At 55.7% G+C, this 20,444-nt stretch carries 24 protein-coding genes and 1 tRNA gene; 17 read left to right on the top strand and 8 right to left on the bottom strand.

Annotated features, from left to right (window positions below):
• The first annotated feature begins 29 nt into the window (after positions 1-29).
• Positions 30-842: an ATP-binding protein gene (locus FWG96_04020; protein ID MCL2032418.1), complete on the top strand. Its 813-nt coding sequence runs from the start codon at positions 30-32 to the stop codon at positions 840-842.
• A gap of 148 nt (positions 843-990) precedes the next feature.
• Here FWG96_04020 and FWG96_04015 read toward each other — a convergent pair whose 3' ends face one another.
• From FWG96_04015 to FWG96_03995, 5 genes are all read right to left on the bottom strand, one after another.
• Positions 991-1,530: a methylated-DNA--[protein]-cysteine S-methyltransferase gene (locus tag FWG96_04015; protein MCL2032417.1), complete on the bottom strand. Its 540-nt coding sequence runs from the start codon at positions 1,528-1,530 to the stop codon at positions 991-993.
• 16 nt (positions 1,531-1,546) lie between these two features.
• A complete protein-coding gene (locus tag FWG96_04010) occupies positions 1,547-2,485 on the bottom strand; it encodes a hypothetical protein (GenBank protein MCL2032416.1) in 939 nt (312 codons plus the stop codon).
• Between the two features lie 380 nt (positions 2,486-2,865).
• Positions 2,866-3,804 (bottom strand): cysteine synthase A, encoded by a 939-nt coding sequence (cysK, locus tag FWG96_04005; protein MCL2032415.1) that lies wholly within the window; start codon positions 3,802-3,804, stop codon positions 2,866-2,868.
• A gap of 25 nt (positions 3,805-3,829) precedes the next feature.
• The gene (locus FWG96_04000) at positions 3,830-5,074 is read right to left on the bottom strand and encodes an O-acetylhomoserine aminocarboxypropyltransferase/cysteine synthase (GenBank protein MCL2032414.1); all 1,245 of its coding nucleotides are present in this window, start codon (positions 5,072-5,074) and stop codon (positions 3,830-3,832) included.
• 171 nt (positions 5,075-5,245) lie between these two features.
• Entirely contained in the window at positions 5,246-5,701 is a 456-nt protein-coding gene (locus FWG96_03995; protein MCL2032413.1) for an Rrf2 family transcriptional regulator, read from the bottom strand.
• Between the two features lie 643 nt (positions 5,702-6,344).
• Between FWG96_03995 and ilvC the strand changes: the two genes are divergently transcribed.
• From ilvC to FWG96_03980, 3 genes are all read left to right on the top strand, one after another.
• Positions 6,345-7,328, top strand: coding sequence for a ketol-acid reductoisomerase (gene ilvC / locus FWG96_03990; GenBank protein MCL2032412.1), 984 nt, complete (start codon positions 6,345-6,347; stop codon positions 7,326-7,328).
• 19 nt (positions 7,329-7,347) lie between these two features.
• Complete coding sequence (locus tag FWG96_03985) at positions 7,348-7,725, top strand: cyclophilin-like fold protein (GenBank protein ID MCL2032411.1); 378 nt, start codon at positions 7,348-7,350, stop codon at positions 7,723-7,725.
• A 162-nt stretch (positions 7,726-7,887) separates the two neighbouring features.
• A complete protein-coding gene (locus FWG96_03980) occupies positions 7,888-8,997 on the top strand; it encodes a Fic family protein (protein MCL2032410.1) in 1,110 nt (369 codons plus the stop codon).
• A 28-nt stretch (positions 8,998-9,025) separates the two neighbouring features.
• Here the strand turns inward: FWG96_03980 and FWG96_03975 are convergent, their stop codons facing one another.
• Both FWG96_03975 and nadX read right to left on the bottom strand, forming a co-directional pair.
• Entirely contained in the window at positions 9,026-10,114 is a 1,089-nt protein-coding gene (locus FWG96_03975; protein MCL2032409.1) for an aminopeptidase P family protein, read from the bottom strand.
• Positions 10,115-10,150: 36 nt separating this feature from the next.
• Positions 10,151-10,957: an aspartate dehydrogenase gene (nadX, locus tag FWG96_03970; protein MCL2032408.1), complete on the bottom strand. Its 807-nt coding sequence runs from the start codon at positions 10,955-10,957 to the stop codon at positions 10,151-10,153.
• Between the two features lie 89 nt (positions 10,958-11,046).
• Here nadX and FWG96_03965 point away from each other — a divergent pair, with 89 nt between their 5' ends.
• Genes FWG96_03965 through FWG96_03955 form a run of 3 tightly spaced genes read left to right on the top strand, consistent with a single transcriptional unit; the run spans position 11,047 to position 13,425 of the window.
• Positions 11,047-11,454, top strand: a complete 408-nt coding sequence (locus tag FWG96_03965; GenBank protein MCL2032407.1) for an archease — start codon at positions 11,047-11,049, stop codon at positions 11,452-11,454.
• A 37-nt stretch (positions 11,455-11,491) separates the two neighbouring features.
• Positions 11,492-12,310, top strand: a complete 819-nt coding sequence (locus FWG96_03960; GenBank protein MCL2032406.1) for a phosphoribosylglycinamide formyltransferase — start codon at positions 11,492-11,494, stop codon at positions 12,308-12,310.
• 8 nt (positions 12,311-12,318) lie between these two features.
• Positions 12,319-13,425: a hypothetical protein gene (locus tag FWG96_03955; protein ID MCL2032405.1), complete on the top strand. Its 1,107-nt coding sequence runs from the start codon at positions 12,319-12,321 to the stop codon at positions 13,423-13,425.
• A 9-nt stretch (positions 13,426-13,434) separates the two neighbouring features.
• On the opposite strand, the gene FWG96_03950 is transcribed toward FWG96_03955, so the two are convergent.
• A tRNA-Glu gene (locus tag FWG96_03950) sits at positions 13,435-13,507 on the bottom strand.
• A 134-nt stretch (positions 13,508-13,641) separates the two neighbouring features.
• Here FWG96_03950 and eif1A point away from each other — a divergent pair.
• From eif1A to FWG96_03900, 10 genes are all read left to right on the top strand, one after another.
• Complete coding sequence (gene eif1A, locus FWG96_03945) at positions 13,642-13,971, top strand: translation initiation factor eIF-1A (protein ID MCL2032404.1); 330 nt, start codon at positions 13,642-13,644, stop codon at positions 13,969-13,971.
• Between the two features lie 134 nt (positions 13,972-14,105).
• Positions 14,106-14,786 (top strand): serine protein kinase RIO, encoded by a 681-nt coding sequence (locus FWG96_03940; protein MCL2032403.1) that lies wholly within the window; start codon positions 14,106-14,108, stop codon positions 14,784-14,786.
• Complete coding sequence (locus FWG96_03935; GenBank protein MCL2032402.1) at positions 14,783-15,328, top strand: KH domain-containing protein; 546 nt, start codon at positions 14,783-14,785, stop codon at positions 15,326-15,328. The genes FWG96_03940 and FWG96_03935 overlap by 4 nt, the downstream gene beginning before the upstream one ends.
• 10 nt (positions 15,329-15,338) lie before the next feature.
• Positions 15,339-16,574: a tRNA pseudouridine(54/55) synthase Pus10 gene (locus FWG96_03930; protein ID MCL2032401.1), complete on the top strand. Its 1,236-nt coding sequence runs from the start codon at positions 15,339-15,341 to the stop codon at positions 16,572-16,574.
• Position 16,575: 1 nt separating this feature from the next.
• Positions 16,576-16,869 carry a 50S ribosomal protein L21e gene (locus tag FWG96_03925; GenBank protein MCL2032400.1) on the top strand — a complete coding sequence of 98 codons (294 nt, stop codon included), beginning with the start codon at positions 16,576-16,578 and terminating at the stop codon, positions 16,867-16,869.
• Between the two features lie 21 nt (positions 16,870-16,890).
• Positions 16,891-17,208 (top strand): RNA polymerase Rpb4 family protein, encoded by a 318-nt coding sequence (locus FWG96_03920; protein ID MCL2032399.1) that lies wholly within the window; start codon positions 16,891-16,893, stop codon positions 17,206-17,208.
• Between the two features lie 24 nt (positions 17,209-17,232).
• Positions 17,233-17,781 (top strand): DUF655 domain-containing protein, encoded by a 549-nt coding sequence (locus tag FWG96_03915; protein ID MCL2032398.1) that lies wholly within the window; start codon positions 17,233-17,235, stop codon positions 17,779-17,781.
• Complete coding sequence (rsmA, locus tag FWG96_03910) at positions 17,778-18,578, top strand: 16S rRNA (adenine(1518)-N(6)/adenine(1519)-N(6))-dimethyltransferase RsmA (protein ID MCL2032397.1); 801 nt, start codon at positions 17,778-17,780, stop codon at positions 18,576-18,578. Before FWG96_03915 ends, rsmA begins: the two co-directional genes overlap by 4 nt.
• A 123-nt stretch (positions 18,579-18,701) precedes the next feature.
• Complete coding sequence (locus FWG96_03905) at positions 18,702-19,127, top strand: hypothetical protein (GenBank protein ID MCL2032396.1); 426 nt, start codon at positions 18,702-18,704, stop codon at positions 19,125-19,127.
• A 129-nt stretch (positions 19,128-19,256) separates the two neighbouring features.
• A complete protein-coding gene (locus FWG96_03900) occupies positions 19,257-20,444 on the top strand; it encodes a redox-regulated ATPase YchF (GenBank protein MCL2032395.1) in 1,188 nt (395 codons plus the stop codon).

Genomic DNA, 20,444 nt, shown 5'->3' with positions numbered 1-20,444 from the left:
TGCTGGGCGGCAGGACGATCAGTTTCAGCATGCATCCGCTATCGTTCAAGGAGTTCGTCCGTTTCAGGGAAGAGAGAGTGATCGCGGGCGGCTCAGATCTCGACATGTACATCAGGCTCGGCGGCTTCCCCTCGGTCTCGATGTTCGATTATTCCATGCATGAGGCGATGCGCATTGTGACAGAGATCCACAACACCGCGCTGTTCCGCGATGTCGTGAGAAGGAACTCCGTGAAGAACCCTCAGCTCATGGACAAAATCGTCACGTTCATCTACGACAACGTGGGCAACCTGGTGTCCCCGTCAGGCATCGCTAACTACCTGAAAAGCCAAGGCAGGAAGGGAACGGATCCGGAGACCATCGTCAACTATCTGAGGTACCTGGAGGAGGGTTTCCTCATAAAGCGTGCGCAACGCTATGACATCAAAGGCAGACGCCTGCTCGAGACCAACGACAAGTACTACCTGTCCGACCACAGCCTGCAGTACGCGGTGCGCGGGTTCAGGGCCGACAACATACAGGGCATCCTTGAGAACATAGTCTACATGGAACTGGTGAGACGGGGGTACGATGTGTACGTAGGGAAGCTCGGCAATAGGGAGGTCGACTTCGTCGCCGAGAAGGCCGACGGGCGCAGGGTCTATGTGCAGGTGTGCCTTGAGCTACCCACCGACGAGGCGTACGGGCGCGAGTTCGGCCCGCTGAAGGAGATTGGGGACAGCTTCCCGAAGTACGTCGTGTCGATGGACAGGCACGCGGAGCGCAACGACGAGGGGGTCGTGGGCGTCCATCTTAGGGACTTCCTGCTGATGGGCGGCTACGGCCCGCCCTATGGCGTCTGAGGGGCGGGGGCCTGCGATAAGCATCGTGCGCCTCTGAGCCGGAGCGCGACTTGGACGCCCCCGCATGGCCCTATGGGATCGGGCTATTTTTAGCCGGCCCCGATGTTCCCCCGCCGCTTTCTCAGGGCGCATGGGCGCCGGGGCCACGTTAAAGGGCCGTTCCCTTCGATGGGACAAACAGGCGGGACATGTCCGCCCCCTCCAGTTCAAGCAGCCAGGCCTTCATTCGGACGCCTCCGGCGAATCCTGTCAGGCTGCCGTCTGACCCTACCACCCGGTGACAGGGGATGATGATGGATATGGGGTTATGCCCGACGGCCCCGCCTACCGCTTGGCTTGACATGCTCCCCCTGTTCATGATTGCCGCTGTTTTCCTAGCGATGTCGCCATAGGTGATGACCTCGCCGTATGGGATTCCACGCAGAATACCCCATACCCTTTGACGGAACTCTCCGCCGATGGGGGCTAACGGCAGTTCGGCGACTTCGGGCCTTTCACCTGCAAAATACCTGTCCAGCCATTCTTTGGCCATGCCAAAAATCGGCATGTCGTCGTTTTCCACCATGGCCTCCGGCATGGTGCCGCCGTAGTATTTTTGCCCCTCCGTCCACAACCCCACAAGTTTGCCGTCGTTGCAAGCGAGTTTGATCATGCCGACGGGCGATCTGTATGTCGTTGAGTAGTACATGTCCCCCCCCCTCGTTTCATAATGTGTCCCACAGGCCGACTGTGGCATAGCTGCGCCAAGGCCGCCACGCCTCCGCAATGCCCAGCAGTTCCTTCGGCGAGTAGCCAGGGAGCGCTTTTCTTATGCCCGCATCCGTCTCGAGGAAAGAATCCGTCCACCCCATTGCCCGCATCGCTATGTACTGCGCCGTCCAATTCCCAATGCCGCGGATACCCATCAGCCTCTTCATCTCTTCTTCCGGCCGAGCGCGAAGACCAAGCTCCACCTCCCCTTCCGCCATCAGCCGCGCCAGCTCGCGGATAGTCTTTGACCGCGCCCCCGTGACGCCCAACGTGCCGAGGTTGTCCTCTATATCGTCGCCCATCGCGAGGACCGATTCCGGGGCGGGGAAGATGCGCGTCAGCCCCTCTATCCCCGTTTGGATCGACGTGCCGTATCTGTCGATGACCCTCGCCGCCAATGTGCCTGCCGCCTTGACGGTTATTTGTTGCCCGAGGATCGCTCGCACCGCCATCTCGAAGGCGTCGAAGCATCCCGGCAACCGGGTCCCTAGGACACATGCGCCGGGTCGGATCTCGTTCATCGCCTGAAGCGCCCCGTATATTTCGTAAGGGTCGCAACACAGGTCGAACAGATGCCGCACCCTTGCCGACACTTTAGGTAAGACGGGGGTCAGGGCCTCGCTAACCGTGACGGCCAACGCGTTTTGTTCAGGCCTGTGGATCACCCGCAACCAACCGGATACAGAGCTTCCATCGGCTGTCTCTAAACGAGCCGTGCGCAGGTACTCGCCGTTCTTGACCATCTCGGCACCAGCTATCGCCCTGCCTCCGAGAAAATCCAGTATCTGCTCCCAACGATAAGGGGGGCGATAGCTCAACCTCAATGAAGAGCTCCCGGAGTGGGCATCCTTTGTCTCAAATGCTTCATGTGACCCATCGCTTTCTATCGGCATATCCATCGCCTCAACATTCAGCCCGCCTCACGATAGCGTATTTTTAATAAATACTCACGGTTTTCCGACATGGTATCCTTGGCTCCTATGGGGTTCGAGCGGGCGCACGCTACTGTGCGTGTAGCATATCATCTCCAGCCCGTGCCCCGCCGATGATCAGGAATCACGGGCAAAGGGGCCCCTCGGGCACGGTGGCTTCCCCTCGGCCCGCAGGGGTTGTAGTGCGCCCTATACATGCCCAATGGCATCTGGAACTTCAAGGGCGCGATACTCCCCCCTCCCTTTGAGCCTTGCGGGGGGTTCCTCATCGGGATACTTCCCCTCTACGCAGGAAGTGTTAAGGGGCACAGGGGGGGGGGACGCGATTGCCATGACGCCTTTCAGGATTGGTCGAACAGCCCCGTTGACAAGTACCGACTTCCTGCGTCTGGGAATATCGCCACTACCCTCTTGCCTTTATTTGCGGGACGCCTCCCGACCTCGGCCGCCGCATATGCTGCCGCGCCGGATGAGATCCCGACGAACAATCCCTCGGTTCTCGCTAACTGCCTCGTTGCATCGAATGCCTGCCCATCATCCACTGTGAACACCTCGTCCACGACGTCCCCGTTATAAATGTCGGGCACGAACCCTGCCCCTATGCCCTGGATCTTGTGTGCGCCTGCCCCTCCCCCCGAAAGCACTGGCGAACCCGATGGCTCGACGGCGACGATCTGGATGTCAGGGTCCTTCTCCTTGAGCACCTCGCCGACCCCTGTTATCGTCCCTCCTGTCCCGACGCCGGCGACGAGGATGTCCACCCTGCCGCCTGTGTCCCTCCAGATCTCCTGTGCCGTGGTTGTCCTGTGTATATCCGGGTTGGCCGGGTTGGAGAACTGCCCCAAAAGCACGGAACCCGTCGCAGCCCTGTGCAGCTCGTCGGCCTTGGCGATGGCACCCCTCATCCCCTTCGCCCCATCTGTCAGAACAAGCTCCGCTCCGAACGCCCTGAGCATATCGCGCCGCTCGGCGCTCATTGTGTCGGGCATGGTCAACGTCAGCCTGTACCCTCTCGCCGCCGCAACGAAAGCCAGCGCGATCCCGGTGTTCCCGCTCGTGGGCTCGATGATCAAAGAACCGTGTTTCAGCAACCCTTTCTCCTCTGCGTCAATGATCATCGCGAGGCCTATGCGGTCCTTCACACTGCCGAGCGGGTTGAAGTACTCCAGTTTGGCGACGACCTGTGCGCCGATCCCGTTCAGAGCACCATACTTGGAAAGCTCCAGGAGCGGGGTGCCGCCAATCAGGTCGGTGATGCTTTTCGCGATCCTTTCCGTCATGTCCGTATCCCCAACCGACGGCCCGTCATTGGAGGGCCTGCTCCAGGTCGTTCATTATGTCGTCGATGTGTTCTGTGCCGATCGACAGCCTCACCGTGTTGGGTTTTATGCCCTGTTCTAGCATCTCGGCCTCGCTGAGCTGGGAGTGTGTCGTGCTCGCTGGATGTATGACGAGGGATTTGCTGTCAGCGACATTGGCGAGCAACGAGAACAGCTCCAACCTGTCGATGAAATCTTTCGCCTCCTTCTCACCGCCCCTGATCTCAAAGGTGAATATCGAGCCCGCCCCGTCAGGGAAATATTTCTCGTAGAGCTTTCTGTCGGGGTGAGTCTCGAGCGAGGGGTGGTTCACCCTCTCCGCCCGCGGGTGTCTCGACAGGTATCGGACCACTTTCAACGTGTTCTGCACATGCCTCTCCATCCTCAACGACAGAGTCTCGAGCCCCTGCAGGAACAGAAAAGAATGGAACGGGCTGAGGGTTGAGCCAGTGTCCCTCATCAAAGTGACACGGGCCTTCACGATGTATGCGATGTCCCCTGCCGCGTCGGTGAACACGATTCCGTGGTAGCTCGGGTTCGGCCGCGAGAGCCCCGGGAATTTGTCGTTCGACGCCCAGTCGAACCTGCCCGCGTCTATTATCACACCGCCCAGGGCCGTCCCGTGCCCGCCTATGAATTTTGTCGCCGAGTGGACGACCACATCCGCCCCGTGCTCGATCGGGCGGAACAGGTACGGCGTCGCAAATGTATTGTCGACGATGAGCGGTATGCCGTGTCTGTGCGCCACGGCCGCTACCGCGTCCACGTCGACGATGGTGGAGTTAGGATTGCCCAGCGTCTCTATGAACAACGCCCTTGTGCCGCTATCGATTGCTTCCTCGAAGTTCGCCGGGTCGTCGCCGTCTACGAATTTCGCCGTGATGCCGAAGTCCCTGAGCGTGTGGGCGAACAGGTTGTACGTGCCGCCATAGACCCTCCTGTCCGACACTATGTTGTGGCCCGCGAGCGCTATGTTCTGCACCGCGTACGTGATGGCGGCCGCGCCGGAAGATGTCGCGATGGCGGCCGCGCCCCCTTCGAGGGCTGCTATGCGTTTTTCGAACACATCCGATGTCGGGTTCATGAGCCTTGCGTATATGTTGCCGCCCTCCCTCAGAGCGAACCTCCCTTCCGCTTGGGCGCAGTCCTTGAACACGTATGAGGTAGTCGCGTAGATGGGCACGGCCCTCGAGTCGGTCGCCGGGTCAGGGTCTTCCTGCCCGATGTGCAATTGTTTGGTCTCGAATCTGTAGTTTTTCTCCTTCGTTAGAATTCCTCCCGCTTGCAGTATAACATATAATTCCTATATAAATACTATGATTTAAGCCGAAGAGAAAACGCGACGTTAGCCGCACGATGCAACGGTTTTCCGTTCCTGATGAGCTTGGCTCTGCTCTACTGTTCACGACGATTGGGGGCGCCTGCTGTCGAACTCCGGCCCTATGCCTATTGCGCTCTGCGCGACCAGGTCTTGAAGGGTGACGGAGTCCAGATACTCATCGATCACCTTGTAAAGCCCGTTCCAAAAATTAACCGTTTTACAGATGTCCGCGCGTTTGCATTGGTTAGTCTCATCTTCTAGACATGCCACAGGGGCGAACTTGCCCTCGATTGTGCGCAATATCTCGCCCGCCGTGTACCCATCCGGCGGCCTGGTGAGCGCATACCCGCCCTGCGACCCGCGCTCACTCCGCAACAGGTTCGCACGCGTCAGGACGTTCGCAATCTGCTCCAGGTACTTCACGGATATGTCCTGCCGCCTAGAGATCTCTTTGACCGTGACTTTTCCATACATGCTGTTCTCGGCCACATCGATCATGATCCTGAGAGCGTATCTCCCCTTTGTAGATATTTTCATTTCAACCCCGGCTATGTTCCCCAGTTATGCTATATGGTTTATAGGAAATCAATCTTTTGGCACAGCCCCCCAGATTTCCCAGGGTGTCGCCTCTTGGCCCCAATGGGGAGAACATCCCCCGACGTGGCCGCCGCCTGTCCCGCGGCCCGCATGGCACGCCTGTCCCGCGGCCCGCATGGCACGCCTGTCCATCGTGCCGCTGGCGGGCCGCTCCGTGGGGTCCGGTTCGGCCACACGGGTCGCCGCGATCCCCCGCGCCTCCTCTCCCCCCCCACTCCCCAACGTGTTGTGCCGAACCCCCCGGATGCCGGCATGATGCGCGGGGGCGTGGCGCCGCATGCCCTTCTAGCAGGGTTGAGTGTTTACATCGGGCTCTGCTCACTGTGACTCAGGCACTGTGAGCGCATCGTATGCGAGACGGGGGTTTGCCCAGGGCGGCTCCCGCCGTCCAGACGGGCGGGCGAGAGGCCGCTGGGAACAATCAGGAACCGCTGTTTTCACAGGTTCGCGCGGGGGTTGTCGGAGCCACGGCCCGAGTGCTGCTGGGGCGGCCCAGTGCTGGCTCTGCCGGAGGCCAGAGCCATGCCTGCGATAAGTATTAGTGTAACCGAAGAGTTGAGCCTCTAAGCCAAAGGTGGAAAAAATGCACATTTACCACGACTCGGATGTGGACTTGAATGTCCTCAAAGGAAAGAAGGTCTCGGTGCTGGGATACGGGGCACAGGGAAGAGCGCAGGCACTCTGCTTCCACGATTCAGGATTGGACGTGACCGTCGGAGTGAGGAAGGACGGCAAGTCCTGGAAGAAGGCCAAGGAAGACGGTTTGAAAGTGGCGGAGTTCGCCGACGCCGTCAAAGGAGCGGATGTCGTTATGATGCTGCTCCCGGATGAGGTACAGCCGGATTTCTACAAACAGTATGTGGAACCCAACCTCAAAGAGGGCGCCGCGCTTGAGTTCGCCCACGGATTCGCGATAACATACAAGCTCATCGTTCCGCGGAAGGACATCGACGTCATCATGATGGCACCCAAATCCCCCGGCGACATCGAAAGAGAAGTGTTCCTCCAGGGATTCGGCGTTCCGGCGCTCGTCTGCATACATCAGGACGCCACCGGAAATGCAAAGAAGATCGCTCTGGCACTTGCCAAAGGACTGGGGGCGACCCGCGCCGGAGTGTTCGAGACTACCTTCGATAACGAGACCAAGACCGATCTATTCGGAGAGCAGGCTGTCCTCTGCGGAGGAGTTACGGCGCTCATCAAAGCGGGATTCAAAACATTGGTCGAGGGAGGATACCCTCCGGAGATGGCCTATTTCGAAGTGCTGCATGAAGTGAAGCTTATCACCGACCTGATCAACAAAGGCGGGTTCGAATTGATGTGGCATGTTGTCTCCAACACCGCGGAATACGGCGGGCTCACCAGGAGGGACAGAGTGATAACTGCAGAGGCCGAGAAGGGAATGAAATCCCTGCTCAACGACATCGAATCCGGCAAATTCAAGGATGACTGGCGTGCGGAATGGGCCGCCGGCCTCGTCAACCTCAAGAGGATGGAAGAGGACGAGAAGAATCTGCAGCTCGAAGTCGTCGGCAGAGAGATAAGACAGCTTTTCGAGAGAAAGTAATATCAACGAGCTGGCGGCGATGAGCAGGATCCGGATCAGGACGAGGAACGGCGAATATCTTGCCGAACTTGATGACTCGGATATCTCCAACGCCCTCTGGCTCTCTTTACCTTTTACCTCCAGGATAAACATGCTGGGTAACCAGATATACTTCGAGATGCCGGTGGACTACGCCGACCCGGAAGAACTTGTCACGAAATTAGAGACGGGAGACATCGCCTACTGGCCGAAGGTCGGCGCGCTGTGTTTATTTTTCGGACCCACTCCTTTGAGCGGGGAGGACGGCCTGCCGGTATCGCGTTACCCCGTGGCGAAGATCGGCAGGATCCTTGAAGACTGCTCGTCGATGGAACATGCAGGCGACCGCCAGCCTATCACCATCGAAAAAGCGTTCTGAACCATTGGCGATTCTGACACTGGCGGCATAATTCGGCAACATTCTTTAGTCGATATGCGGTGAAAACCTTGGTCATTCACCGCAAAAATGCGGTATATATCATAATTATTCACCGCAAAAATGCGGAAAATGTTTTATATATTTACCGCATGACCATTTTTGATGCCCACATATATCTATCAACACGAGAATTGGACGGATTTCACTTGGCAGAATGCGGCCCTGAGTGTTCCGTTAGGCGAGGTCCGCCTTTTGCAGGGTAAGATCCTTGGGCGGGTCCATTCATTCGGTTTTTCATCGAAAGAGGAAAAAAATCTTGATAATCTGACGCTTGATGTGCTGAAGTCATCGGAAATCGAAGGTGAAAGATTGGATTATGAGCAGGTCCGCTCCTCTATCGCCCGGCGTCTCGGAATAAATGCGGCGGGGCTTGTCGCAACGTCCCGCAACGTGGAGGGCGTCGTCGAAATGATGCTTGACGCCACGCAAAATTATCAAAGTCCGCTGACGGAAGAGCGCCTGTTCGGATGGCACGCCGCGCTTTTTCCGACTGGATACAGCGGAATGAACAAGATCACAGTGGCGAAGTACCGGACCGAAGAGATGCAGGTGGTCTCGGGCGCTATAGGAAAGGAAAAAGTCCATTATGAGGCGGTTGCCGCGAAGGATGTGAAAGCAGAAATGGACAAGTTCCTTTCATGGTTCAATGATGATAAAATCATCATAGACGACGTGCTGAGGTCTGCTATCGCACATTTCTGGTTTGTCATCATCCACCCTTTCGACGACGGTAACGGACGGATCGCACGGGCGATCTCAGATCTATTGCTTGCCCGTAGCGAAAAATCTGCGGAACGTTTCTACAGCCTGTCGAACCAACTTCTTTCTCGGCGCAGCGAGTATTATGAAACACTAAAAAAGGCGCAACACGGCGGAAGCGACATCACAGAGTGGCTCACATGGTTTCTAAGCTCTCTCAGGAGCGCCCTGAAGGAAACGGAGGAGAGTATGCAGAACATCCTGCTGAAAGCGGCGTTTTGGGAAAAGTATAAGGATGTCGTGATCAACGAGCGCCAACGTCTCATGATCAACAAACTGTTTGATGGCTTTTCCGGAAACCTGACAACCTCAAAATGGGCAAAGATAACAAAATGTTCTGCCGACACTGCTTTGCGCGACATTAAGGATCTTATCGAAAAGGGCATTTTGATCACAGACAAAGCGGGCGGCCGAAGTGCCAATTACAAGCTGGTACATCAGGCAGCCGGATAAAACTCTTGTCGGGGGATGATTCGGCCGTTCAGACAAATGTGATCCTTCTGTCGAAATCGGTGAGCCTTTCGCATCCGTTCTTTGTTATCAGGCAGGTATCTTCTATCCTAATTCCGCCAACCCCCGGGATGTATATCCCGGGCTCTGCCGAAACGACGTTCCCCTCTTTCAGGATGTGCTCAGATCTTGGCGATACTGATATGCCCTGATGCACATCCATGCCTATACCGTGGCCAAAAGAATGAATGAACTTCCCTTTGAACTCCGTTCTGTCGATAACCTCCCTTGCGGCAAGGTCCGCATCCTTGGCCGGCGCTCCGTCCATGTATCTCTCGATCCCCGCTGCCTGAGCCTCCAGAACTGTCTCGTACGCCCGCTCCAGGATCTCCGGCGGCCTCGACAGAAAGACCGTTCTGGTCATGTCCGAACAGTATCTGTCAAATTTGGTGCCGAAGTCGAAAAGCGCCGTGTCGCCTTTACTTAGCTTCCTATCGGTGGGGGAATGATGCGGCTTCGAGCTGTTAGCGCCGAATGCGGATATGGTATCAAATGCGTTACCCGTTCCGCCGAGCTCTCTCATCCTCGCGTCAATTCTGAAAGCCGCTTCTTTCTCTGTCACGCCTTCTGAGAGCACGTCCGGTATCTCCCCTGCGACCCGCGAGGATATCCCGCACGCCTTCCTTATCAGCTCTATCTCCTTGTCATCTTTCACAGTGACCGTCGATAAGACCGCCGGCGCGGCGTCTATCACATCGATCCCTTTGGCAGTCCTCTTTACGTACTCGACCATCGAATAAGATGCGTTGTGGGTGTTGAACCCAACTTTAGAGGCGCCTTTCAGCGCTTCCCTGAGATAACCATCCCTTTCTTCGCGGTCATGGTAAACGCGCACATCCCCTTTGCTGGCCGCGGCCGTTTCCGCTTCCAGGACGCTGACAATGACATCCAGGCTCCCGTCCTTACGGACGACCGCCATGGAACCTTCGAACGATCCCCCCGTCAATTCCGTCAGATACCAGAACGTGGAATCCAGGAACGGGTCTCCGTCATTCAGTATGACTATCGCATCGAGACCTTCCGCATTTGAGATCAGCCTTTCGGCACGTGACCTTTCCATATTCAATAATAAGATAATGTCTGCTAAAAGGTTTGCTTAGACGCCGAACCACTCGTTGCGGACTATCCTCTTCAATGCCGCTATCGCCGAAAGGGTCGCCAGATGCGATGTCCTCGGGTTGTCCGGCTCCGGAACATTGTAAGTGTGGCAGTTCATCTCCCCGAATCTCCCTTTGATCCTCAGTTCATGGGAGTTGCTCTTTATCTCAGGATCCACCACTACCGTGACCTTCGTTTTGTCGAATCCTATGCCCAGAAGGCTTACCGTCGCGGCCACATTGATGTTCCTCGGGAACAGCTTAACCGCCTCTCTGGCATATCCGCTGTAGATGGTCGTTTTCTCGGTGATCTTCTCCACGTCTATCCCCCTGCTCTCCATGTACTCCACGCCCAGAAGGCTCTTCGGACCTTTCATACTTATCAGTTCGACCTCATCCAGTTCGTCGACGGATGCTGATCTGAGTCCGTCGCAGCCGCACAGCGCGCCGGTGGGGATGTATACCTTCGCCTCGGCCGTCCTGGCCTTGTCAAAGACCATGTTCCTGAAGTCATCGTCGACAAGAGAACCGACGGACATTATCATTATGTCCACGCCTCTCGAGACGACCTTCGGGAGGATCTCCTTCGCCGCCTCCTGTGAGGCCGCCTCTATCACGAGGTCGGAATGGTAAAGTTCATCCTCGACAGAATCTATCACTATCGCTTTCTTCAGCCCCGCCGCCGTACTTTCGGCGACCTCTTTACTCTTATCCAGAAGATAGATCCTTTTGACCTCGCTGATCGCATCGGCTGCTTTTGCAAGCTTGGAACCGATGGAACCGCAACCGACGATGGTTATGCGCATGGACGGACAAATCGGGTGATTCGTATTAAGGTTTACGCACATGGAAGGAGGACAGCAACACCATATACCCCTCCGCCATATCGGGGAACATGAGAAGATATGACCTGATCGACCATACCGCGGACCTTATGGTCAAAGCCTACGGGGGGACGCTGGAAGAGTGTTTCGCCAACGCGGGCTATGCGCTCTTCGATCAGACCGTCGACCTTTCCGGGATCAGACCAGTCAAGACCTTTGAGATAACGGTATCCGGGGATGGCCCGGAGGATCGGCTGTACTCCTTCCTGTCGGAATTGCTTTTCCTCGAAGATTGCGACGGGGTCGTGCTGTGCGATCTTGCCGTCAGGTTCGACGGCGGCAGGGTGATATGCACCGGAAAGGGAGAGAATCTAGACAGGGAACGCCACCGCATAAGATCGGAGATCAAGGCCGTGACCTTCCACATGATGTCCGTGGATGCCGTCGAACCGTCGGTGACGGTCATATTCGACGTATAAAGAAATATACTGTCATCTCCTTAGGCTGAATGATATCATGCTCAGGCTGGGGTGGTTCTCTACGGGAAGAGGTCCTGGTTCCAGGAATCTTTTGAAAACGGTCATGGACAAAAAGGAACGCGGACAGCTGGATGTGGAAATATCATTTGTGTTCTGCAATTGGAACAACGAAGAGGAGCCGAACCCCAAGAAGGAACAGAGAAAGATGTTCTTCGATCTGGTCGAAAGTTACGGCATACCTCTGATAAAGCTGTCATGGAAGGAGTTCCTTCCCGATCTGCGCAAGAGCGACGAGAAGGCCTGGAGGAACGAATACGGGAAGAAGCTTAGAGAACTCACCGGCACATACGGATTCGACCTCGGCGTGCTCGCCGGATACATGCTTTGGATGGACGACGACACCTGCAGGGAGTACGATATGATCAACCTCCACCCCGCGCTCCCGGACGGTCCGAAAGGGACCTGGGAGGAGGTCATATGGTCTTTGATAAGAGACAAAGCGGACAGGCACGGCGCGATGATCCACATATGCACGGAGGAGTGGGACAGAGGCGCCGCGCTGACATATTGCGGATTCCCTATCAGAGGCCGCGGGTTCGACACCCTCTGGAAAGACCTGGATAGGAAGGTCGCCTCCTCATCGCTGGAGGACGTGATAAGAGCGGAGGGCGCGGAGGAGCCGCTCTTCAAGAAGATCAGGGAAGAGGGAGCCAGACGGGAACTGCCGCTTATCGTTTCGACGATCGGGCTGTTCGCGGGCGGCAAGGTAAGGATCGAAGAAAAGAGGCTTGTGGAGGACGGCAAAGTACTGATGAAACCGTATGATGTGACCTCCGAGGTCGAGAGATCTCTCTGAGGTGTTACATGAACGAGTACGACCCCCTTGCCGAATTAGGTCTTGTTCATGACAAACAGCTCGTATGCAGCTGCAAAGGGTTCCTTCAGTCCAACAACAGTTCCAGGGACCTGTGCCAGAGGTTCATAGCCAAAGGCGACAAGTTCTACGATCTCATAGCGAGATACGACGATATCGTCGCTTATGTGCTGAACAGGTCGGACGGACGTTCCGGTAATGTCATGAGGTTCATCGCGCCCTTCCTGAAGGCGTTCGGCATGACCGACTATGCGGCGATGAAACACTGCGGCGAGTCGCTGAGGCTCTTGCCTGAAGCGAAGAGGGCCATGGGGCATCTGATGGACACCATGCCCACATTCATTACAACTACGTCTTACGAGCATAACGTCCTGAATGTCTGCGACGAACTCGGCCTCCCTCTGGGCGTGGTCGACTTTACGAACCTTTCATTCGATGAGAACAAGATCAGCAGAGAGGACGCAAAGGCCCTCAGGGAGATGTCGCGCAAGATCACCGGCCTGAGGATGCCCGGACAGGAGTATGAGCTGGATGTCCCCGTAAAGCTTCAGCAGGACGAAGTGGATATGATAAGGACCCTGGATGACATATTCAACATAAAGATCAGGGAACTGCCGATCTCGGCGATGATGAGGAACATGAGGGCGGTCGGAGCGAACGAGAAAGCGTACTTCCTCATCGACCTGAGGAGAAGGACGGAGATCGATTTCGAAGGTACGGCGTTCATAGGAGGGGACATAACCGACATCCATGCGCTGGACACGATACAGGACAGAGGCGGTCTGGCTATGTCCTTCAACGGCTGCGACTTCGCGGTCAGGAAATCAAACGTCGCGGTGATGTCCAGGGACTGCACGGTCGCGGCGGTGTTAGCTCAGGAGTTCTATAATGAAGGGATAGAAGCGGTCTTCGACCTCATCGGGAACTGGGACAGGGAGAAACTGAAAAGGAAGGACTTCTCCGATCCGTACCTGATGAAGGCCATGCTGACGTCGAATCCCAAGAAATTGCCGGAGGTGCATATCGTTAACAGGGACAACGTGGACGAGATCGCAAAGAAAAGCGACGCGTACCGCAAGAAACTCTTCAGATCGTAAAGGGGTATGTGCTCTGACCGGGATTCGAACCCGGGTGTCAGCCTCGAAAGGGCTGAATGATTGGCCGCTACACTATCAGAGCTTACGGCGCTCATTATTGATATGGTTAAAATAGTTTTTTGTTGCGGACCCGCATTGTTTTGATAAAAAGTTTATGCGTCTTAGGATAACATTTAAAAGAGATTAATGTTACATGGCCTGCACGGAGATCATCAAATGCCCGCAGAAGAGCCGTTTGAGAGCACAGAGGAAGACGTATCACGCGTACGTATGCCGAACATAAAAGAAGGCGAGATGTTCGGAATAGCCGACCAGCTGCTCGGTGCATCAAAGATAAAGGTGATGTGCGAGGACGGAGTATCCAGAGTAGGCCGCATCCCGGGCAAGATCAAGAAGAGGATGTGGATACGCGAGGGGGACCTGCTGATCGTCTCGCTCTGGGATTTCCAGCCCGACAAATGTGACGTGAGGTTCAGATATACCAGGACCCAGGCGGTGAACCTCAGCAAGAAGGGTAAGGTGCCGGCGGCCCTGGACATCTTTTGAAAACGGTGGTGTTCTGACTGCCCTCCTACGACGAGAAATTCTCTTATCTTGAACAGCGCGTAGACGCCCTGAAGACCAATAAGACGGGTGACGAGCGCCAGACGGACGGAGAGGTCTTTGACAAGAAGACTCTGATGACCATCTATGAGCTCATGAAAAGCGGTTTCATCGACACTGTGCAGTATCCGATCTCCACCGGAAAGGAAGGGAACGTTTTCTACGCTACGGACGAGGACGGGGACCCGGTCGCACTCAAGATCTTCAGGACCTCCACGTCGACCTTCAAGAACGTCGGCAGATATATCGAGGGCGACCCCAGGTTCAGGGGTGTTGCCGGCAACCGGTGGAAACTGATCTACGCGTGGGCCAACAAGGAGTTCAAGAACCTCCAGAGATACGCCGAGGCGGGACTGCCCGTGCCGGAGCCGATAACATTTGACAAGAACTGCCTTCTGATGGAATACATAGGCGGGGAGAGCGGTCCGGCCCCCCAGCTTAAGGATGTTACGCTGGATGATCCGACGGAGATGTACGACGAGGTCCTCTCTTTCATCATAGACGGGTGGAAGGACGCCCACCTTGTACACGGGGATCTCAGCGAGTACAACGTGCTGGTCTGGGAAGGCCAGCCTATACTGATAGACTGCGGACAGGCCATGGCCAATGACTTTTTCAACGCCAAGGACCTATTGATAAGGGACATCAACAACGTCAACCGTTTCTTCAGGAACAGAGGGGCGGACGTGATAAGTCCCGATAAGATAATGGATGAAATATTGAACGGTACGGATGACGACGGAGAGGATGAGGAATGAGGTCTGTAAAAATACCGAATGACCGCGTCGGTACACTCATAGGAAAGAGCGGCGAAACAAAGAAGATGCTGGAAAAGACATCCGGGATAAAGCTGGATATCGACGCCGAAGGACTGGTCCTTTTCAATGAAGAGGCCGAAGGCACCGACCCCCTTATGGCCCTCAAGATCATGGATGTGATCAAAGCAATAGGGAGAGGATTCAACCCTGACAAAGCGGTACGGCTTTTCGAGGATGACGAATACTTCGAAACGATAGACCTGAAGGATGTTGCCGGGAGCAGACCCAACCAGCTGGGGAGGGTAAGAGGAAGGCTTATAGGCACCGGCGGAAAGACCAGAAGGATCATAGAGGAGCTTACCGGCTGCTACATGTCGGTGTACGGGAACACCGTATCCCTGATCGGGAATTCCATCAGCCTTCCGGTAGCAAAACATGCGGTGGAACTCATCCTGAACGGAAGCGAGCATGCCACCGTATACCATTATCTGGAAAGCCAGCGCCCAAGGCTCAGGATCGCCGAGATGGGTTTTGACCTGTGAGCGTAATGCTATGGAAGACTGGACCTTGGAGATCCTGGATAAGGCGGAAGGGCCGGCATCATGCGGCCTGTGCGACCGCTGCCTCGGAAGGATGTTCGGAAAAATCGGGACGGGGATGACCAACGACGTACGCGGCAGGATGATCAGAGAGGCTCTGTCCGTGAACGGAAAGGATATCCCGGCCCCGGACGTCTGCGGCCTCTGCGAGAACGTGTTCGATCTTATGGACAGGTTCGCAAATGCCGTGGCCGAAAGCGTAAACGGCGTACGTTCGGACAATTTCCTCGTCGGTTCCAGAGTAGAGCCGGAGATCTCCGACAGAGAGAAAGCCCTCTGGGAGACGTACGGGCTTGAGAATACCGAATCCATCAAGACGGAGCTCAACAGAGAGATCGGAAAGCTCGCCCTTCCCCTTATCAACCGCCCGGTCGAGTTCAAGAATCCGCAGGTAGTGGCCTGCGTCGACACCAGGTTCGCGGACGTCACGCTGGATATCGCTCCGGTCTTCATCGCCGGAAGGTATTACAAATACAGCCGCGAGATACCCCAGACCATATGGCCCTGCAGGGCCTGCAAAGGCAGAGGGTGTGCCAGATGCAGCGACACGGGCAAGATGTACCAAACGTCCGTGCAGGAGATAATCGGCGACATAGCGCTGGAGATGTCCGGAGGGGAGGAGCATTTCTTCCACGGCATGGGGCGGGAGGACATAGACGCCTGCATGCTGGGCGAAGGGAGGCCGTTCGTGCTGGAGATAAGCAGACCTCGGGTAAGGGATATCGACCTCGACGAGCTTGAAAAGAGGGCTAACGCGTCAGATCTTGCCGGATATACCTGTCTGCACTTCGTTCCCCGCGGTGCCGTGCAGGAGTACAAAGGCGCTGACCCCGACAAAACATACAAGGTTAGGGTCAAAGCTGAGGGTAAAGTTAATAAAGAAAGAGTAAATGAGGTAGCCTTATCATTCGAGAATGTCCACATTGACCAGAGGACGCCACGCAGGGTGGAGCACAGACGTGCCGACCTTGTGAGAAAAAGGAGGATCCTATGGGTCAAGGCGGAGATGATAGGCGATGATGTGTTCGACCTGACTCTGAACACGGAATCCGGGACATATGTCAAGGAGTTCGTTTCCGGGGACGAGGGAAGGACTGCGCCGAACTTCTCCGACGCGCTCGGCATACGATGCGCCGTGCAGACGCTCGACGTGATAGCGATCAATTACCAAGAACCAACGAGGGATTAAGATGCAGGCATCCAGAGGAACAAGGACAAAGACCCGCCAGCTCCTGAAGAAAAAACCGAGGGCGCACGGACTTTCGCCCATAACGAAGGCTTTCCAGCAGTTCGAAGCAGGAGAGAAGGTCAACATCATCATTGATCCCAGCGTTCACAAAGGTATGCCATTTTCCAGATTCCATGGGCTTACCGGCGTCGTCATCGGTCCGAGGGGGGCCGCGTATGAGATCAATGTAAAGGACGGCAACAAGACCAAGATGGTCGTAGCGCGCCCTGAGCACCTTGTAAGGAACAGGGAATGAACACTTTTCGACGGTGATCCTATGTCCGATCAGTACATAACACTGGCCGAGGTCAGGGACCTTCTCTCGGAAGAGCATGAAAAGAGAGAGCTTCTTACTACACAAAAGGCTGCTATGGAGCACGCGCGGACAGTATGCTCCGTGTCGGCCGAGAACTCCCGGAAGATCGTAGAGGAGGTCAGCGCCATAGAGGGCGTCAGCGAGTTCGCCGCGGTCAAGATAGCGGACCTTCTCCCCCAATACCCCGAGGACGTGCGGGCGATCTTCTCGAAAGAAAGACTTGCGATCGAACCCCAGACCATTGACCAGATAATCGAGGTAGTGGGTAAATATCTGTAATACTATTCTCTGTGAGGGATCACGGTGGAAGAATTCGCATACATACTGGATTATCTTTCGCAGGGCGTGCCGAGCGGCAATTTCTCAAAGAAGGAGCCGCTGTGCTATGCTTTGGGCGATGATGAGTTCAAACTTTTTGAACTCGTCCCTAAACCGGACGCCGTCATCAACATCGGCGAGAGGGTATACATCGGTAAGGACGCCGCAAAGAGGACCGCCATCGACCATGTGAAAAGACGCGTCGGGCCGTCGGAGCTCACGCACGGCGCGGTAGCCGAGCTGGAATACTGCGTCAGCGAGATCGTTCTGGCGAACCAGCAGAGGTTCATAAGATTCTTCAACGAGGCGGAACCGATATCCATGAGGAAGCACCTGCTGGAAGAGCTTCCGGGCCTCGGCAAGAAGACCATGATGGCCATACTCGACGAGCGCGCAAAGAACGGACACTTCAAGGACTTCAAGGACCTGAGCGAACGCGCGGTGATCAAGAACCCGGAGAAGCTCATATCTGCGCGGATCGTGCTTGAACTGACCGACAACAGCATGAAACGCTATCTCTTCGTGTCCAAATGAACAGAGGAGAGACCGGCAGACTGATGGCCGAGACCGGCGTTATCCCTAAGAAAAGCAAAGGGCAGAACTTTCTCACAGATGACCGCGTCGCAGACCGCCAGGTTGATTTTGCGAAGATATCCCCCGGAGACAGAGTGCTGGAGATCGGACCGGGACTGGGCATATTGACGTCAAGGCTCATCGAACGCACGGGCGACGTCACGTGTATCGAGATCGACGACGCATTGGCCGGCCACATAGAGAAAGAATACGGCGGGAGACTTTGCCTGATAAGAGGGGATGCGGTCAAGGTCCCCTTCCCTCCCTTCGACGTGTTCGTCAGCAATCTCCCCTACAGCGTGTCCACGCCGATAATATTCAAGCTTCTGGAACATGATTTCAAGAGGGGGGTCGTCATGGTACAGAAAGAATTCGCCGACAGGATGACCGCGGACGTGGGCAGCCCGGATTACTCCCGGCTTACGGTGAACCTGTTCTACAAAGCGGACTGCCGGATCTTGGAAAAGGTGCCGAGTTCCAGATTCAAACCTCAGCCGAAGGTTGATTCGGCGATAGTCGAGATCATGCCCAGACCCGCCCCGTTCAAGGTGTTCGATGAAGGATCGTTCTTTAGGGTAACAGAGGCCACGTTCAACCACAGACGAAAGAAGATAGGAACATCTCTAAGAGCGGCCGGTATGATCAAAGAAGGCTGGAACGTCCCGTTTCTGGAATCGAGGATAGAAGATCTCCGGCCGGCTGAGATCGCGGATATCGCCAATTCTATATTCCTGTGCAGCGGGGGATTTAAAGGGTAATATCGGCCATGTTTCGGTCTGCCGGAGGAAGAGCTTATCTGAATGTAATTTTTTGGCTGGATATGTGGGGAAACCGCACGGGGTGAGAGGAATCTATATAAACTTGTTGGCCAATGGATTATCATGGAAGGCAAAAGCAGACCCATATTGATTGCAATAATCGGATTCTTCACTATATTGGCGGCGGTATTGATACTTGTCATGTCGGCGCTGGCGCTGTTCGCGGACACGATATTCGCGGACCTTGGCGTAGACCTTGCGGAATACATAGGCAGCGTAGAATTCATCGGATACGGCGGGATCATCGGCGCCCTGATACTGCTGATAATCGGTATCTCGATCTGGCGGGGATGGTCCATCGCATGGTACATAGCGGTGCTCCTGTACGGGATAGGCCTGATCCTCATGCTGTACTCAATGTATCTGGTGATCACGGCAGACGGCTTGGATGCGGTGTTCGTGCTCCCGTTCGCGATCTCCCTGCTCGTCATCGTGCTGATACTGTACTATCTGTTCCGCCCGAAGGTCAAAGAGTTCTTCGGCATCTGAACGGCACCCAACCTTTTCAGAGGGGCGAGTCCCCTCACCCTTATTTCTCATTCGCATAAGACGCAAGTCCGCCGCGGCGCGGCCGGCAGTAAATGTATAACAACCTGAACCCGATACAGATAGGATCATATGCAGGTCGGCATAGTAGGAAAACCGAACGTCGGGAAATCGACGTTCTTCGGCGCCGCGACGATGGCGCCGGTGGAGATCGCGAACTATCCCTTCACAACGATAGAGCCTAACAAGGGCATCGCATACGTCAGGACGCCGTGTCCGTGCAGGGATCTGGGGGTTCAGTGCACGCCCCACAACTCCGCGTGCATCGGCGGAACAAGGATGGTACCGATCGAGCTTTTGGACGTGGCCGGCCTTGTTCCAGATGCCTGGGAAGGAAAGGGGCTGGGCAACAAGTTCCTGGACGACCTCAGGCAGGCGGATGCGTTCATCAACGTTGTGGACGCAAGCGGGACCACGAACATTGAAGGCATTGTTGTCCCTGAAGGCGGGTGCGATCCCGCGGAGGACGTCGTGTTCCTGAGAAGGGAGATAGCCCTTTGGATGAGGGAGATAATAAAGAACGGTCTGAGCAAAATAGCCAGACAGGCAAAGATGCAGGGAAGCAAACCGGAGACCATACTGCAGGAGAGACTTGCCGGACTGAACGTGACGGAGGGGCAGATCAAAGAGGCCCTGAGACATGTGGAGCTGCCGCAGGACCCGACCCTGTGGGATGACGAGAAGCTGCTGGCACTATGCATCAGGATAAGGGAGATATCCAAACTTATGATCATCGCAATGAATAAAGCGGACATCTCTCCCCCCGAGAACCTTGACAAACTGAGAAAAATGGGCGACAAAGCCGTCCCCACTCTTGCCGAGACGGAACTCGCACTGAAGAAGGCCGGAGCCGCGGGGCTCATAGATTATGTTCCCGGCAATACTGGCTTTACAGTCAAGCCCGGCGTCGCGCTCACCGAAGGGCAGAAAAAGGCCCTTGATTACATGGCAGAGAAAATGAAAGAGCAAAACGGCACAGGGGTGCAGGCATGTCTGGAAGATTGCGTCTTCAAGCTTCTGGACCTCATTGCGGTGTATCCTGTGGAGGACGAATCTAAATACACCGATCATTTCGGGCGCGTTCTGCCGGATTGCTTCCTCGTCCCCAGAGGCTCGACCGCAAGGGACCTTGCATACAAAGTACACACGGAACTCGGGGACAAATTCATAAGAGCGATCAACGCCAGGACAAAAAGGACGGTCGGAGCGGACTATGTGCTCCAGGACGGGGACGTCGTCCGGATAGTGGCGAACAAGTGA

The sequence above is a fragment of the Candidatus Methanoplasma cognatum genome (assembly GCA_009777615.1).
Classification (GTDB): Archaea; Thermoplasmatota; Thermoplasmata; order Methanomassiliicoccales; family Methanomethylophilaceae; genus Methanoplasma; species Methanoplasma cognatum.
The sequence above is the reverse complement of the archived record's forward strand: the minus strand, read 5'-3'. Positions and strand labels throughout refer to the sequence as shown.